The 16382-nt window shown below is 52.1% G+C and carries 13 protein-coding genes; 8 read left to right on the forward strand and 5 right to left on the reverse strand.

Annotated features, from left to right (window positions below):
- Positions 1-15 precede the first annotated feature (15 nt).
- On the reverse strand, positions 16-1764 hold the full coding sequence (locus DNH61_RS24925) for a sensor histidine kinase (protein ID WP_181438867.1): 1749 nt from the start codon (positions 1762-1764) through the stop codon (positions 16-18).
- Between the two features lie 282 nt (positions 1765-2046).
- Here DNH61_RS24925 and DNH61_RS24930 point away from each other — a divergent pair, with 282 nt between their 5' ends.
- From DNH61_RS24930 to DNH61_RS24940, 3 genes are all read left to right on the forward strand, one after another.
- Positions 2047-2901, forward strand: coding sequence for an ABC transporter permease (locus DNH61_RS24930; RefSeq protein WP_245948327.1), 855 nt, complete (start codon positions 2047-2049; stop codon positions 2899-2901).
- A 20-nt stretch (positions 2902-2921) separates the two neighbouring features.
- Positions 2922-3800, forward strand: a complete 879-nt coding sequence (locus DNH61_RS24935; protein ID WP_111149675.1) for a carbohydrate ABC transporter permease — start codon at positions 2922-2924, stop codon at positions 3798-3800.
- Positions 3801-3912: 112 nt separating this feature from the next.
- Positions 3913-5649 (forward strand): extracellular solute-binding protein, encoded by a 1737-nt coding sequence (locus DNH61_RS24940; RefSeq protein WP_111149676.1) that lies wholly within the window; start codon positions 3913-3915, stop codon positions 5647-5649.
- Between the two features lie 138 nt (positions 5650-5787).
- Here the strand turns inward: DNH61_RS24940 and DNH61_RS24945 are convergent, their stop codons facing one another.
- Positions 5788-7875, reverse strand: a complete 2088-nt coding sequence (locus tag DNH61_RS24945) for a methyl-accepting chemotaxis protein (RefSeq protein ID WP_111149677.1) — start codon at positions 7873-7875, stop codon at positions 5788-5790.
- A gap of 229 nt (positions 7876-8104) precedes the next feature.
- Here DNH61_RS24945 and DNH61_RS24950 point away from each other — a divergent pair, with 229 nt between their 5' ends.
- Both DNH61_RS24950 and DNH61_RS24955 read left to right on the forward strand, forming a co-directional pair.
- Positions 8105-8992, forward strand: a complete 888-nt coding sequence (locus tag DNH61_RS24950; protein ID WP_245948321.1) for an AraC family transcriptional regulator — start codon at positions 8105-8107, stop codon at positions 8990-8992.
- A 161-nt stretch (positions 8993-9153) separates the two neighbouring features.
- Complete coding sequence (locus DNH61_RS24955) at positions 9154-10098, forward strand: alpha/beta hydrolase family protein (RefSeq protein ID WP_111149679.1); 945 nt, start codon at positions 9154-9156, stop codon at positions 10096-10098.
- Positions 10099-10263: 165 nt separating this feature from the next.
- Here DNH61_RS24955 and DNH61_RS24960 read toward each other — a convergent pair whose 3' ends face one another.
- On the reverse strand, positions 10264-10863 hold the full coding sequence (locus tag DNH61_RS24960; protein ID WP_111149680.1) for a hypothetical protein: 600 nt from the start codon (positions 10861-10863) through the stop codon (positions 10264-10266).
- A gap of 297 nt (positions 10864-11160) precedes the next feature.
- Between DNH61_RS24960 and nirB the strand changes: the two genes are divergently transcribed.
- Genes nirB through DNH61_RS24975 form a run of 3 tightly spaced genes read left to right on the forward strand, consistent with a single transcriptional unit; the run spans position 11161 to position 14775 of the window.
- Complete coding sequence (nirB, locus tag DNH61_RS24965; RefSeq protein WP_111149759.1) at positions 11161-13593, forward strand: nitrite reductase large subunit NirB; 2433 nt, start codon at positions 11161-11163, stop codon at positions 13591-13593.
- Positions 13594-13604: 11 nt separating this feature from the next.
- Positions 13605-13955, forward strand: coding sequence for a nitrite reductase small subunit NirD (nirD, locus tag DNH61_RS24970; protein ID WP_111149681.1), 351 nt, complete (start codon positions 13605-13607; stop codon positions 13953-13955).
- 4 nt (positions 13956-13959) lie between these two features.
- Positions 13960-14775, forward strand: a complete 816-nt coding sequence (locus tag DNH61_RS24975) for a uroporphyrinogen-III synthase (RefSeq protein ID WP_181438868.1) — start codon at positions 13960-13962, stop codon at positions 14773-14775.
- 245 nt (positions 14776-15020) lie between these two features.
- On the opposite strand, the gene DNH61_RS24980 is transcribed toward DNH61_RS24975, so the two are convergent.
- Complete coding sequence (locus DNH61_RS24980) at positions 15021-15635, reverse strand: LysE family translocator (RefSeq protein ID WP_111149683.1); 615 nt, start codon at positions 15633-15635, stop codon at positions 15021-15023.
- 547 nt (positions 15636-16182) lie between these two features.
- On the reverse strand, positions 16183-16350 hold the full coding sequence (locus DNH61_RS26560; RefSeq protein WP_181438869.1) for a hypothetical protein: 168 nt from the start codon (positions 16348-16350) through the stop codon (positions 16183-16185).
- Positions 16351-16382 lie beyond the last annotated feature (32 nt).

Genomic DNA, 16382 nt, shown 5'->3' on the forward strand with positions numbered 1-16382 from the left:
TTGCGTATCTCCCGTTTAACCCGATGGTTCAGCATCGACAATCTGCTCTCTTGGCCATAAAATTCTCACCGCTGTGCCGCCACTCTGGCCATGGGCAAATTCCAGCGATGCCGCGCTCCCGAACTGCAGCGTGATCCGCTGATGGATGTTCCATAACGCACAGCCGGTCTTGTCCGTTGGGGGCACAAGGATATCCTTCTGCAGCCTGCTCAGCCGCTCATCCGTTATGCCCACGCCGTTATCCTCCACCGTAATGGAGTTGTAGCGGTCCCACTGTTCGCCTGTAATGGTGATGAGCCCGTCGGCTGCAGATTTCTCAATTCCGTGAATGACAGCGTTCTCGACAATAGGCTGCAGGAACAGGCGCGGCACCTCCAGGCCCAGCATGCTGTCCGGCACACGAATCTCATAGGACAAGTGCTGGATATGCATCTTCTGAATTTCCAGATAGCTCTCGATGAGCTGCAGCTCTTCACGGAGAGCAGCGGTCGTCTTCTCCGTGCGTGTCGTATACCGGTAATACTTGCTGAGATGCATGGCCAGGTCCATCACCTGCTCCTTCTTGCCGAGCCGCGCCAGACTGCGGATCAGGGCAAAGCAGTTGTACAGGAAATGGGGGTTGATCTGCGACTGCAGCTGCTTCAGAGTAGCTTCCCGCGTACTGATCTGCTCGGCATACACCTTGTGAATCAGCTGGTCAATGTCGGAGGCCATATCGTTGAAGCGCTCGAACAGGAAGGAGAACTCATTGTTCGGCCTTGCGGTTATTCGCGTTGAGTATTCTCCGTTGCGCAGCCGCTGGACATTGCGGATCAGAAGCCAGATCGGCCGCTGCACGTTCTGATACAGCAGATAGACGGCGACCAGGCTCAGAATCAGCAGCAGTCCGATGGAGCCGTAGAAGAGGTTGCGGGACCGCACAATAGGCTGAAGAATGCCCTCCAGCGGGACGTAGTCGACCAGATAGCCGTCCAGCGATTCAATGTGGACCGCATGGACCAGATACTGCTCGCCCGCCAGCTTCAGGATCGTGCTGTCCTGGTCTAGAATATTTTCTGTGCCCATTCGGGCGGCCAGCTCTTCAATCTTGTCCAGATCCGCCGAGTTGTTCGTAATCAGCTGCTCACCGGGCAGTACCATGAACGGGTCTCCCTGGCCGCCCAGCTTGAAGCTGTCCAGATCTTTGACAAGCAGATCCTTCGGGAAAGAAACCTCGACCACAAGCCCGGCCTGCTCGATGCGGTCACGCATGCTCTCCGGCTTGACGATGTGGCGCACATACCGGTACTCCATGCGGCTGCCGACCTTCATCTCCTTGTACTGCCACCTGGATGTTGCAATCCGCTTCAGCTCCTCCAGATCGAAGGAGGCCCGGGGGTTAGTCGAGACGATATCCTGCTGCTGGGGGGCAATGACGCTGTACTGCGTATCCCACCGCTCTGCTACGTTAAGCAGGCGCAGCCGTTCCAGCATCCGGGATTTCTCGGCATTGCGCTCATAGGCTGTCCGGATCGAGGGCAGATGCTGCAGCTCCTGGATGTGAATGTCCTCGCTAAGAAGAAAGGCCATGGTGGACAGGTTGTCCGCACTGGTGTCGAATTCACTCGCCAGGAAGCGGAGGTCCTTCTGCTTCATGGCACGGATTTCGCTGCTTAACACCGATACGCTGATCCGGTTGGACAAGCCGTACAACACAAGAATAGGAATCAGCAGCAGCACAAGCACGATGATCATTTTGGCAAACGTGTTCGTTCTGATCGACATTGGATGGCTCGGTCCCTTCGTCGGTGAAGTGAAGTATAGAATAGACAACAGAATGGCATCGTTCCAAAAATCGTGGTCTATAACCCTCGAAGGGCCGTTGATACAATTAATAATACAGAAGCCGATTAAAATCAATCCATGTAAAAGAATTGAGCAGAGGAGCGAAGTAGGATGGAAAGCGTGAAGAGCAACCCGCAAGCACCAGCAAAGCCTTCCGTCAGCAAAGCGAGCAAGAGTAATAAACCAAAGGAAAAAATAAGCCGCACATGGCCGCTTCATCTGATGCTGCTGCCAGCGGCCATCGTGACTTTGATTTTCGCATACGTGCCCATGGGCGGACTTGTTATGGCATTCCAGGATTTCAAGCCGTACGAGGGAGTATGGAACTCGCCGTTTGTCGGTCTTGAGCACTTCCGTTTCATGTTCGAGTATCCGGACAGCAAGCAGGTCATTATCAATACGCTAGTTATTGCAGGACTGAAGATCGTGTTCGGGCTCCTGGTCCCGTTCACCTTCGCCATACTGCTGAATGAAATCCGGCTGATCCTGTTCAAACGGGTGGTGCAGACACTGGTTTACCTGCCGCATTTTATTTCCTGGGTAATCCTTGGTGCCATTCTGACGGACATGCTGGGCAGCGAGGGCATCGTGAATAACTCGTTGAGAGCGCTTGGCATGGATCCGATCTTCTGGCTGGGTGACGGCAATTGGTTCCGGTTCACTGTCGTGGTGAGTGATATCTGGCAGAACTTCGGCTTCAATACGATTGTGTTCCTGGCCGCGCTGGCCGGAGTCAATCCTTCCCTGTACGAAGCCGCGGAGGTAGACGGCGCCAACCGCTGGAAGCAGACGCTGCATATTACAATGCCGGCAATGATCCCAATTACCGTAGTGGTTGCAACCCTGTCGATCGGCAATATCCTGAACGCTGGCTTCGACCAGATCTTCAACCTGTATAATCCTCTGGTATACGAGAAGGGGGATATTATCGACACGTTCGTCTACCGCACAGCCATTCTGAACGGACAGTTCAGCTTCGGCACGGCAGTCGGCATGTTCAAATCGGTGGTCGGCCTTGTGCTTATCGTGATCTCTTACCGCCTGGCAGCAAGATTCGCGGGCTACAGAATATTTTAGGGCGAAGGGAGTAGAGGGAGATGTATTACAAAACAGGCGGCTATCGCGTTTTCAGTATTTTCAACTATACGCTGCTCACGCTCATCTGCATATCCTGTGTGCTGCCGCTGATTCACATTCTCGCGGTCAGCTTCAGCGGCAGCGCGCCGGCCAACTCCAACCTGGTCGGGCTGCTGCCGATCGATTTCAATGTCGAGGCTTACGCCAAGACGCTTAATAACAGCAATTTTCACCAGGCGCTCACGATGGGCGTATACCGGACACTGCTCGGGACATTAGTGAGCATGCTGCTGATTGTGCTTGCTTCTTATGCTCTCTCGAAGGATTCGCACGGCTTCCGCAGCAGATCAATCTACACCTGGTACTTCCTGTTCACCATGCTGTTCAGCGGGGGGATTGTGCCATCCTACATGCTGGTCCGCAACCTGGATCTGATGAATTCCATATGGGCGCTGGTGCTGCCGGCTGCCGTCAACGTATTCAACATGGTGCTGATGATGAACTTTTTCCGGGCGGTGCCGAAGGAGCTGGAGGAAGCTTCCCTGATTGACGGCGCAGGACATTTCCGCACCTTATGGAGTGTGTATCTGCCCATCTCGATGCCGGCCCTGGCCACGATTTCGCTGTTCACGATGGTGTTCCACTGGAATTCCTGGTTTGACGGACTGCTGTATATTACAGACTATAAGAAATATCCGCTGTCCACGTTCCTGCAGACCGTTATCGTGCAGCAGGACTTCAACAAGATCAACCCGGATGTCAACGAGCTGAAGAACATTTCCCAGCGGACCGTCAAGGCGGCCCAGATCTTCATCGGCACGCTTCCAATCCTGCTGGTATATCCTTTCCTGCAGAAATATTTTGTGAAAGGCATCATTTTGGGGGCGGTAAAGGAATAGATGCGAGTCATAATAAATTAGCATAAATGCAAATAATGTGGCATTCCAAACTCAGCAGCAGTCAGGTTATATTGTAAACGTATTCAAAAAACATCTTTTGGGGGTAACACTCATGAAAAAATGGATGTCCGTTTTGCTGGTTGGCGCGCTTTCGTTCAGCTTGGCCGCTTGCGGCAACAGCAATAATAACGGCGGGACGAATACAGCGCCTGCAAACAACGCGTCCCAAAATGAAAATGAGGGCGGTCAGACAGGTTTCGTAAACGGGAAGTATGATCCGCCTATTACTGTGACAACGGTGCAGGGCATTGACTCCAACGCGGCAATCTTCAAGCAGGGCGAGACGATGGAAAATAATGTGCATACACAGCTGATCAAGGACAGACTCGGTATTGAGCTGAAATACAACTGGGTGGTCACCAACACGAATGATGCTTATAAGACCAAGCTTAGACTAATGCTCTCCTCTGGTGAGAAGCTGCCGGATGTGGTCCGCTACCGCGGGGACATGGAGACCGTCAACATGCTGATTGATTCCGGCCAGTTCATGGCGGTCGACGAGCTGGTTGAGCAGTATGCCGGCGAGGAATACAAAAAGGGGCTGGAGCTTGATCCGACGATTTGGTACCCGGTAACACGCGACGGCAAGAAGATGGCGCTTCCCATTCTGGACTATGCCTACAACTCCAATCAGACGCTGTTCATCCGGGAGGACTGGCTGAAGAAGCTGAACCTTAAGGCGCCGACGACGCTGGAGGAGATGGAGCAGGTCATGGATGCCTTCGTTAACCAGGACCCGGACGGCAACGGCCAGAAGGATACGCTTGGTCTGGCTGCAGGCTTCAAGAACGGCTTCAGCAACTGGATGACCGACATCGGCTTTGTATTCGGTGCTCATGGTGTTATTCCGGGCAGCTGGAATCCGGATGAGAACGGCAAGCTGACGATGGGCTCCGTTGATCCGGCAGCCAAGGAAGCGCTCGCTACGCTGAAATCCTGGATGGAGAAGGGCTATATTTCCCAGGATGCGGCATTGAAGGATGAAGTGGGCGGCTCCGAGTTCTTCACGAAGGGGCAGGCAGGCATGATGGTTGGACCGAACTGGATTCCGGCATGGCCGCTCCCGGATTTTGAGACGAATGTGCCGAGCGGGGAATACAAGGCTTATCCGCTGCCGGCAGGACCGGGCGGCAAAGCGGGTGCAGGCGGCAACAATCCGCCGGTGAACGGCTACCTGTTCATCAACAAGAACGCGAAAAATCCGGAAGCGGTGCTGCACTACTACAACTTCTTCTTCGACAATTTTGCGAATCCGGCTGCGGACAGTGAGTTTGCTCTGGGCTTTGCCGAAGGCTACGATTACGCGGTGGCACCGGATGGAACGGTTATCCGGAACAATGAGGATGCGAAGAAGCACCCGGATCTGTTCCCGGGCGTGGATCTGAACAATCCGCTGCCGAACCCGCTGTTCTATACGCTGACTTTTGAAGGCGCACGGATTCCTACGCTGTATGCAGAGAGCATGGTGAAGGCGGCCGAGGGCGGCGAGCTGGAGTCGCCATATGAGAAGATGGAAGTCGGCGCCCGGAAGCAGCAGAACATTGATGCGATGAAGGTCATCATGGACCAGTCGGATATTTATATGAAGAATTACTTCATGGGTCCGCTAACCGAAACGATGCAGAGCAAGAATGAGCTGCTGAGCAAGCTGATCAACGAGGCATACAACAAGATTATCTACAGCCAGGCGTCCATTGACGAGTTTGACCGCATGGTGGACAACTGGAAGAAGTCTGGCGGCGACAAGATTACTGAGGAAGTCAATGCTTGGTATGATTCTGTAAAGTAAGAAAGGCGAAATTCATCGCGACGATCTTCTAATGTATGCGTCTTGCCCAAAATAACAGTAAGCAGCCCCGTTCAACTAATGAACGGGGCTGCTGGCTTTTCCAACTACCTAACACAATATGCCTATATGCTGCCTGTATTACTCGCTCAGCTTAAACCGCTTGACCAGCTCCTGCAGCTTCCCGGCCATCTGGGACAGCTCTTGCGAAGCGTGGGCGATCTCCTGGATGGAGGCAAGCTGCTCCTCGACCGAAGCTGATGTTGACTGTGCGCCGCTGGCGGACTGGTCGGAGATGCGGGACAGCTCCTGTACGGATGCGGAAGCCTCCTCCGTTCCTGCCGTAATCTGCTCCGCTACAGCGGAGATGTCCTGGATCTGCTCGTTGATCGAATCCGCGGACTGCTTGATGCTGGAGAAGACCGAAGCCGCTTCACCGCTGATGCGCAGGCCTTCGTTCACCTGGCTCTTCACATTGCCGCTCATCATCTCGTTGGAGCGCACAATCAGGGCATTCATCTTCTCAATCGTTGCTCCGATGCTGTCGGCTGTCTGCTTGGACTGCTCCGACAGCTTGCGGACTTCACCGGCTACAACGGCGAAGCCGCGGCCCTGTTCACCTGCGCGTGAAGCTTCAATCGCTGCGTTCAGTGCCAGCAAATTCGTCTGGTTGGCAATGTCGGCAATGGCTTCATTCATCTTCCGTGCCTCTCCGGACAGCTGGGCCAGCTGTTCAACAATCTCGGTCGATTCGGACACGGCGTCGAGAATACGGTTCATCTGATTGCTGACGCTCTGAATCGTCTGGCTGCCCTTCTCAACATGCTGTTCAGTCTGTTCCGCAGAGTTCACAATGGTGTTGGCCGATTCCGCAATCGACATCACGCCTTTGGCCATTTCCTCGACAACATCGGATGCCTGGCTGGAAGCTTCAGCTCCTGCATTCGCGGTTTCCGCTGTTTCCTGAACAATCTCGGATACATGCTGCAGGGACTCGGCCGTCTGCTCAGTGCTCTCCTTGATCGTGTCGGAGGAGAGGGCCAGTTTGGCAGAAGCCTCGTTCAGTTCCGTTACCATCGTCCGCAGCGAGTCGGTCATATCGTTGAAGCCGTCTGCAAGTACAGCGAACTCGTTCTTTCCCTTCAGCTCCACTCTTCTGGACAGGTTGCCGTTCCGAATGTCTGTCATTCCCTGCTGCAGCTTGCGCAATGGACGCGAGATGATCAGAATGACGAAGACCACAAGAATGCCAACCAGTACGGTGGACACCGCAATGACCCACAAGGTGGTATGCATGATCGGCTTCGCGGCGGTTGTGTAATCCCCAATAGACAGGGAGGCGAAAATCTTCCAGCCCGTTGTCGTTTCCGTCGTACTGTATCCATCCATTACCAAACCGATAGCAACCAGAGACATTTTCGAAATATCACTGTACTTCTCTTCGGGTGCAACGAAGGAAGCATCTGCTTCACCAGAAGCTTCGTAAGGTGCGCCAACTGGCAGAATTCCCATTTCAAATACCGGACCCGCTCCCGTTACCACCTTGTTCTGTGCATCGGTTACGAATAAGGCGCCAGCGTCGCCGATTTTGGCATATTTCACGACCTCTGCCAGCTTGTCCAGGTTCAAGCTGAAGTTAAGGACGCCAGCCCCATTATCAAGCGTTCTGGAGATGTTGATCACCAGCGGACCAGCCAGTGACGGGGCACTTGTCTCTGCCAGCGCAATTTTGCCCGGAGCAGCAAGTGCACTCGTATACCAGCCGGCCTCAAGAGGCTTGAAATCGGGCGCCTCGATCTGCGGGGAGACGAGATAGCTGCCGTCATCGCCGGCCAATATGATTTCACTGAGCTCAGGATGCAAGGCCGCATATTGGTCCAAACGCTGCTGCAGCTCGCTGCTGCTGGCTTCTTCCGAGCTTAAGTCGGCAGCAAGCACGTTTAAGTTGTTCATGGCATTGTTCATGTGCATATTTAGGGTACTGCGAACAAGCGCTACGTTGGAGAGAACGCCGTTCGTTATCTTGTTTTTCACTTCTGTCCTGGCGCTGTCATAGGCAAAATAACTGATCAGCAGGCTCGGAACCAGAAGAACGATGAGAAAGGCCGCAATCAGCAACGTACGGATTTGCCGGAAGGAATGCTTGCATGCCCGCCAGAATTTCCGTACCCTCTCTTTGGCTGTCAGCTTTTCTTTAACACGTGTTTTGACCTGTTTCTTTGTACTCATTTCTTCTCTAATCCTCCTTGGTCCTATCCAACTTATGTAAAATGTGTAGGTCTAAATACTTATTTCGGTAAATTAATATGGTTTTTTAGGTCGTGAAGCAATTTTATTCTTGGTTTTTTTATGATTCCGTTTTCACAGTATGCAGATTATTAAAGCAGCATCCGATATTTTTATAGGTGTGCAATGAACCGGGCTTCGAGCCCGTAAGACAGATATATAGAGAAAGAGTGTGACAACGATAATGGAGTATGAGCTTGTAAAATTTGACGATGATCTTCCGGTAAAGGTTATTCTTCATCCTGTGGATGATACGATAAGATACTTCCCGAGACACTGGCATGATAGTGTTGAAATTTCTTATGTTGTTGCGGGTCAAATAGATACCATCTATATCGAGGGAACCGACTACACATCGGGGCCGGGCGATATTGTGGTGATCAATTCGAACGAGGTGCACTCCTTTTCTGTTGAGCAAACCGAAGGCAGCTCGGCTCTGACGATCATCATCTCCCCAGGCTTCCTGAAGGACAATTGCCCTGATATTGACCGTATCCGGTTCCAGTGCATCTCCAGTGTGGAGAATGACGAGCAGCAGCAGGCCAGGTACGCCAGGCTTCGTGATACCCTGGATTCCATCATAGAGGTGTACCGGAACAGCGAGACGGACCCGCTGGCCCCTATCCGAATGAAGGCCTTATCTTATGAACTGATCTACTTGCTGCTGAGAGATTTTGCAGTGGAGAAGAATCATGCAGGAGCGATTAAATCCCACAAGCATTTGAGTCTGCTAACCGAGATCACCGATTTCATTAAGGAAAACTACAAGCATCAGCTGTCTATTCGTCTCATCGCCTCCCGGTTCGGGTTTTCTGTTGAGTATCTGTGCCGCTTTTTCCGCAAACAGATCGGGATGACGATTCTTCAGTACATCCATGCGATCCGGCTTGAGAGCGGGCTTCGTGACCTGGTTACGACAGACCATCCGGTTACTCAGATTGCTGACGATAACGGCTTCCCGAATGTGAAGTCCTTTAATCGTGTGTTTAAGTCTGTATACCTAGTAACGCCCGATCAATATCGTAAGTCGAAACGACTAAATTTGACAAGGGGTTTGTAAGAAAAATGTCAAATGGTCAAGAAATGACTCGATTTTAGCTAAGAATAGACCTTATATTGGGTGTTTTTTTTGCTACAATAACAGGAGACCCACTCAAACGGTGGGAATGAATCCTGCGAAATCAGGATTACATAGACATATATACCTAGGAGGAAAGAACCATGTCTAAGAAGTTATTGGTTACCATGGCTGCAGCGCTCGCTTTCACAGGAATTGGCAATGTGGCAAGTCAGAACCCGAACACAGTGGCGTATGCACAAGAAAGTGCTTATGATGCGATCGCTGAGAAAGCAGTGAGTTCGCTGCTGGTTGAAGGTGACATTGCATTCGAATACCCAGGCTCCAATGGCGTTACGCTGCGCGGCTCAGTGCGGATGCCTAATTCCTATCAAGAGGGCAAGAAGTATCCCGTTGTGATTCTGTCGCACGGCGTACTGGGTGACCGCAATCAGCAGGGAATGTTCACAACTCTTACGGATGCTCTGCAGAAGAAAGGCTTCGTAACGGTCCGCTTTGATTTTAACGGCTACGGAGACAGTGACGGAACGCTGATTAACAACACGATCAAGACGGAAAAAGAAGACCTCAGTGCAATTATTGACTTCGTTAAAGCACAGAAATATACCGATACCGATAGAATTAACCTGGTTGGCTACAGCATGGGCGGAGCAGCAACGAGCCTGGCAGCTGGAGAGAGAGCGGGCGAGATTCACAGTGTAGCACTGTGGTCCGCTGCAGCTGTACTGGTTGACCACGCAGAGAGCGGCAGCCTGCTTGGCACGACAGTAGACCTGAACAACATTCCGAACGAAATTCCGATCTTTGGCGGAGCATTTACCTTCGGCAAGCAGTGGTTCGAGGATGCCATCGGCCTGGACATCTACGGCATTTCGGCACAATATGAAGGTCCTGTACTGGTTGTACATGGCGATCAAGACGTAGTAGTGCCTATGAGCTACTCCGAGAAGTATGACAAAGTTTACGGCAAGGATTCGAAGCTTGTTGTCATCAAGGGCGGCGAGCATGTGTACGCTGGAGAGCCTCTGGCGCATGCGGTTAAGCGCACGGTGAACTTCCTGTACAAAGAGAACAAGCGTCAGAAGTAATCTGATCGCCATCAGGTGGTTAGGGCTTTAATTAACAAGACTGCGAACCGAGATTCGCAGTCTTTTGTGTGTTCAGAAGGATTCTCCGGTCCCGAATACCAGGGGCATACGGAATGATGTTCTGGAGATGCTGAGGAAACTACGCCTGTGCGTTTGGGACCGTTATTATGATCTGCGGTAAGGCTCTTCACGAACCAGATGCCCGTAGACAATCTTGATGAACAGCAGGGGCATCAGCCACTCTAAACCATTGGCCGCTTGTATTCCGTAGAAATTGATCATAACTGCGCTCATAATAAGGAGCATCGCTACCGGTCTTTGCAAATACAGTGGAGTCATCAAGACGGCAAGCGCAGAGGCCAGCAGTAAACCGTACCACGCTAGTCCAAAGAACCAATCCGTGTCTGCAAATACCAGCCCTGCCGCGATGGGGTGAATATGAAATAGTGTAAAGATAAGTGGGTTTTTCAGCAGCGAGCCGAGCTTCCCTTCCGATGGTTTGGGAGGTGTGTGGTAAAATCTCTTGCAGGAATTTAGTGCATTAGATACCAGTCCTCCGCTTATGTCAACAGCCAGCACAAGTGCGATTATCTTCTGAACCATCGTCCAATCAACCGCCTGCGTTACGATCAGGTAAAGGACGAAGCCGGGGACTACCAATGCGGAAGCAAGCGCCAAAGCCTTCTCTGTGCCATAGGCCCCCGTGCCAGATGAAAAGTCAGGTTTACCCTCGTAGTCCCAATCCACGCGACCCTTCTCCGGCATCTGACCATCTCCTCTTCTAAAGGTTTCTAATACGAGTGTACTCATTATTGTATACGGTCACAAGCTGATCAATGAAGCCTATTATCATGTAAAATAAAATAGGCAGCTTTCACCGAGGCGGACTGCAGAAGGCCCTTTATCCCGGGAAGTAAGACTGGATGCACTGGTATCCCGTTGTAATTCCCGGGTTGTTAATTTTGGAAAAGTTAAGCTATACTTTCCGGGTAATGGGTATAAGGTGTATGACAGTCTTTTCATTACAATGGGCTTTTCTAGGAGGTAGGAATGAAATTGAATATGGCACGGGAGCATCTGGTCGTCATCGGCAATGGCATGGCAGGTGTCAAGACAGTGGAGAACATCCTGGAGCAGGCGCCTGACCGGTACCAAATCACGATTGTGGGGGCGGAGCCTTACCCGAACTATAACCGGATTCAGCTGTCCTATGTGCTGGAGAAGAGTAAGGCGATTGAAGACATCATTCTGAATGACTGGGACTGGTACCGTGAGAACGGAATCGAGCTGTACACGGGAACGAAGGTAACGGATATTGATACGACGATGAAAAGGATCACAACGGACAACGGCACCCTTATCGCTTACGACAAGCTTGTGCTGGCTACCGGCTCCACTCCCTTCATGCTGGATATTCCGGGTGCGGACAAACAGGGAATTGTTGGTTTTCGGGATATTAAGGATTGCGAGACGATGCTGCAGGCGGCAGACCAATATAAGAAAGCGGCGGTTATTGGCGGCGGGCTGCTCGGACTGGAGGCTGCGAAGGGTCTGCTGAAGCTGGGAATGGATGTTACGGTTGTGCACCTGTTCGACGATATTATGGAACGCCAGCTGGATCATACAGCTTCGTCGATGCTGCAGGCGGAGCTGGAAACGCAGGGCATTAAGTTCGCAACGGGCAAAAAGACGGTGGCCTACCTGGGCGATGGCGACAGGGTGGCAGGCCTGCAGTTCAGCGACGGCTCGGAACTGGAAGCTGAGTTCGTCGTGATGGCAGCGGGCATTCGACCTAATACAGAATTGGCGCTTGCGGCGGGTCTTGAAGTGAACAGGGGAATTGTCGTCGATGACTACATGCGGACATCTGCCCCGGATGTGTATGCAGTAGGAGAATGCAATGAGCATCGAGGCATAAGCTATGGGCTTGTCGCGCCGCTGTTCGAGCAGGGGGCCGTGCTTGCCAGACATCTGTGCGGGGTGGAAACGGAGCCTTACGCCGGAACGGTTATGTCTACCCAGTTGAAGATTTCCGGCGTGGATGTGTTCTCAGCCGGGGAATTCACGGATGCGCCTGGCCTTACGGTTGTCCGGATGCATGATGAGTGGCGGCGGATCTATAAGAAGATACTGCTGCGCGGCGGCAGAATTATCGGCGGTGTGCTTGTGGGTGACGGCAAATCCGCGGCAAGGCTTCAGCAGTGGATTCGTACCGGGACCGTTATGACCGATGCGATTCACGATACGTTAATGGGAGCGGTCGAAGCCGCAGGGGGCAATTCGGTCGCGGATATCGCGGATGAGGAGATTGTGTGCGGCTGCAATGGGGTGACCAAGAAGCGCATCGTGGACGTGATTCAGGAGCGGGGCTTCACGACGGTTGAGGAAATCAAGCTGTCTACAGGGGCTTCGCGTTCATGCGGCGGCTGCCGTCCTGTTGTGGAACAGATTCTGAAGCATGTGCTGGGCGATAAATACGATTCAGCTGCGGCCAAGCAGGAAGGCATCTGCAGCTGCACGACGCTCAGTAAAGATGAAGTAGTGCGGAATATTAAGGAAAAAGGTCTGATCACCTCACAGGAGGTCAGATATGCACTTGGCTGGGAAAATGAAGAAGGCTGCTCCAAATGCCGTCCTGCCTTGAACTACTATCTGGGCATGATATGGCCTGCCGAGCATGTCGATGAGCGCGACTCCAGGTTCGTTAATGAACGGATGCATGCGAATATCCAGAAGGACGGGACGTTCGGTGTCGTACCCCGGATGTACGGCGGCTTGACAACACCGGAGGATCTGCGCCTGATTGCGGATGTGGCCGTGAAGTATAACGTTAAGCTTGTCAAGGTGACAGGCGGTCAGCGGCTGGACCTGCTCGGCATCCAACGAGAAGACGTGCCTAAGATCTGGGAGGAGCTCGGTATGCCTTCGGGCTATGCCTACGCCAAAGCGCTGCGAACCGTGAAGACCTGCGTCGGATCGCAATTTTGCCGCTTCGGGACGAAGGATTCGATTGATATGGGCATACAATTGGAGAAGAGATTCGAGCGCCTTGATATGCCCGCTAAATTCAAGATGGCCGTGAACGGCTGTCCGCGCAACTGCGCCGAATCGGCTACGAAGGACCTCGGCATCGTTGGTAATGAGGGCGCCTGGGAGATCTATGTCGGCGGCAATGGAGGCATCAAGGCCCGTCTGGCTGAACTGATGTGCAAGGTGAGGACGGATGAGGAAGTAATGGAGATCGTCGCGGCCTTCATACAGTATTACCGGGAGACGGCCAATTATCTGGAGAGAACCTCCGATTGGATTGAGCGGATCGGACTGACCAAGGTCATTCAGACCGTTGTTGAAGATGCCGACAGCCGCAGGGAGCTTGTAGAGCGAATAAATGCTGCATTGCAGCAGGTGAAGGAGCCATGGCGGGATATTCTGGATAATCAGAAGCTGAAGGAGCAGCTGTTTGATGAAATACAGGCGCCGTCCGGGCGCCAGTAGGGAGGTTGGATATGGCTAATTCGTATGATTATCGTTCAGTCGGCCCGGTGGACCAGTTCCCCCAGCGGATGGGCAGGGTCGTCCGGATGGAGGGACAGGAAATTGCTGTTTTCCATACGACTGACGGGAAGCTCTACGCCCTGGAGAACAGAAGCCCTGGTCCCAAGGGAGGGACAATTGTCGAAGGGATTGTATCGGGAGAGGTATTATTTGACCCTATCTGTGACTGGAAAATAAATCTGGCAGACGGCCAGGTGCTCGCCCCTGACAGCGGCCAGGTCCGCTCCTATCCCGTTAAAGTGGAGGATGGGCAAGTGAGCATAGGAGTCCCGGAGAAAGCAGATGGAAAGAGGGAGGGATAAGCCGATGAGTCATCTGGAAGGAAAGCGTATAGTCATCGCCGGCTCGCAGAATATTGACAAAATGTCGGACATCATCGTGAAGTACGGCGGCGTGCCGGTCGTCCGATCTATGCAGGGACTCAGCTTCACCGATGACCAGAAGGTAGACGAGGACGTCCGGAATCTGATCCGGGAGGGCACGGACTGGGCAATCTTCACGACAGGAATCGGCTTTAATGCGCTCTATAATAGTGCAGAACGTCTTGACATGCTGCCGGAATTCGTGGAGACGCTGAAGAAGGCCAAGGTTGCCGGACGCGGATACCGGACGATATTTAATCTGAAGAACGCAGGCATAGCCCCGTCCGTTATTGCGGATGACGGGTCGATACGGAGCGTAGCCAACAAGCTGGAGCATCACGACATGACGGGGAAGAGGGTGTGGATTCAGCTGCATGGCCAGCCGCATTCCGAGCTGATTGATGTCATGAAGAGCCAGAACGTCAGTGATCTGCAGGTCTCGCTTCCTTACTACTATGAGCCGCCCGCTGAGGAAACGCTCAAGCAGCTCGTCGAGGAGTTGAGGGAGGGCGCGGTCGATGCGGTCTGCTTCACAACACGCGCGCAGATCGGCTATCTGTTCGATTATGTCCGGACCGCAGGCTCCTTGGAGGAGATTAAGGAAGCCTTCGAGCACAAGGTGCTGGCTGTTGCCGTTGGCAAGGTAACTGCAGATGGCTTAAGAGAAGAGCAGATCAAGCGGATCATCGTGCCGGAGCTGGAACGGATGAGCGGCATGATCCTTGAGATTGCCAAGTATCAGGAGATTTCTGAGGCATGAGGTTGAAGGCTGGTTGAGGAATAGGGATGCCTAGTGTCGTTTGTAATGACGAAGGCATCCCTAAACGTAAAACCAGCCGAATCTGAAGCCGCAGAATATAAAGAGGCCGATCCATCCCCACAAAATAAGTAAGCGAAGCGCCCTGGGTATCAGCAAATACTCGCTGTACAGCCACTGTATCATTTTCTTCATTTACTCATCCCTCTAGATTAAGAAGTGAAAGGTTGCTAGCGTCTACTCATTCTTCAGCTCTTCAGCATAATAATAATAACGCCGGTAGCCATTAAATTCAGCGCCCCGATCCGATGAACCCACTTCTGCGCCTGGTTATTCAGGAATCGGACAACTTTATCAGCTAATACCGTATAGGTAATGTCATTCATAATTCCGAGGGCGAGAAAGGTCGCTCCGAGCAGCAGGATCTGAGGCAGGAATGCTTCATCTTTACTTACAAACTGCGGCATGAACGCTACATAGAACAGGAAGCTCTTTGGATTCAGGATCGTCACCCAAAAGGCTTTTAGTGCCGATTTGCTTTTCTCAACTGCCGGCTTATCCTTGGCCCTGGTGTTAGCGGCTGCTTCAATCCAGAGTCGTATGCCGAGGTAAACAAGATACGCTGCTCCAAGCCATTTGAGAATGTTAAAGAGAGAAGGAGAGGCAAGCAGCAGCGCGCCCACACCTGCCAACGACAACAGCATGGATGTTAAGTCACCCAGAAATGTACCGGGAATCATGGAGAATGCGGCGTTTTTGCCCCGGCTGATACTGGTGGTGACTAATAAGGTGACGACCGGTCCAGGTGTCGCAATAATAAGCAGGGAAGCGATAACGAAAGAAATCCAAAGCTCAAAGGTCACGTACTTTAGCCCTCTTCCATTAGACTACTCAATTGCCTGCGAACACTTTCCACTCCACACCCCTGTGGGTTCATTGACTTGGAGACCATTACGATGAATCTGTCTCAATTGAGTTAAATGACATCTTCTAGAGCTTATGCACATATATGGTACATTATGGAACGAGCTTATTCTACTATACAATAAAGAAGAGAGCATGAGAATGGCTAACGAATGTCACTCACGTTAAACCTGCAAACTCCAAGCCTGCACAACTGTAACGAATCTCTAAAGTCTTATTTGGCGAATATCGTGTAATTTCTTGAATTATTTGGACATTAACGTGGCTTAGATTCGTTACAGGATCGAAATCGGCCTTTTAGAGGCTAATAGCGATTGTGAGATTCGTTAAAGTGAATACATGGTCATGCCACTATATTCTAATAAGTGGTTTTCCTATTGTTTTATAAATATAACAAGGGCCGTCCCTAAGTCGTTATGACTTATGGAACAGCCCCATCGGGAACAATCATTCAGTCATCAGCAGCCATCAGCAATGCCAGCCCGGTCAGCCTGGCTTGTTCGCTTCTGCTTCCTCGTTTCGCTCATACGCAATCAGTGTTACCCGCTGTCCGGTCAGCTCGGCGATGGCGTCTTCCGCCTGTTGAATGACGTCAACGGCCTGCTCGTGGCCGTTCAGCGGTGCAATCGTATACTGGTCTGTTTTTATCTCCATCTTGGCCTGCCTCCTTGGTTGATTTTACCTCT

This window comes from Paenibacillus sambharensis (genome assembly GCF_003233845.1).
Taxonomy (GTDB): Bacteria; Bacillota; Bacilli; order Paenibacillales; family Paenibacillaceae; genus Paenibacillus_I; species Paenibacillus_I sambharensis.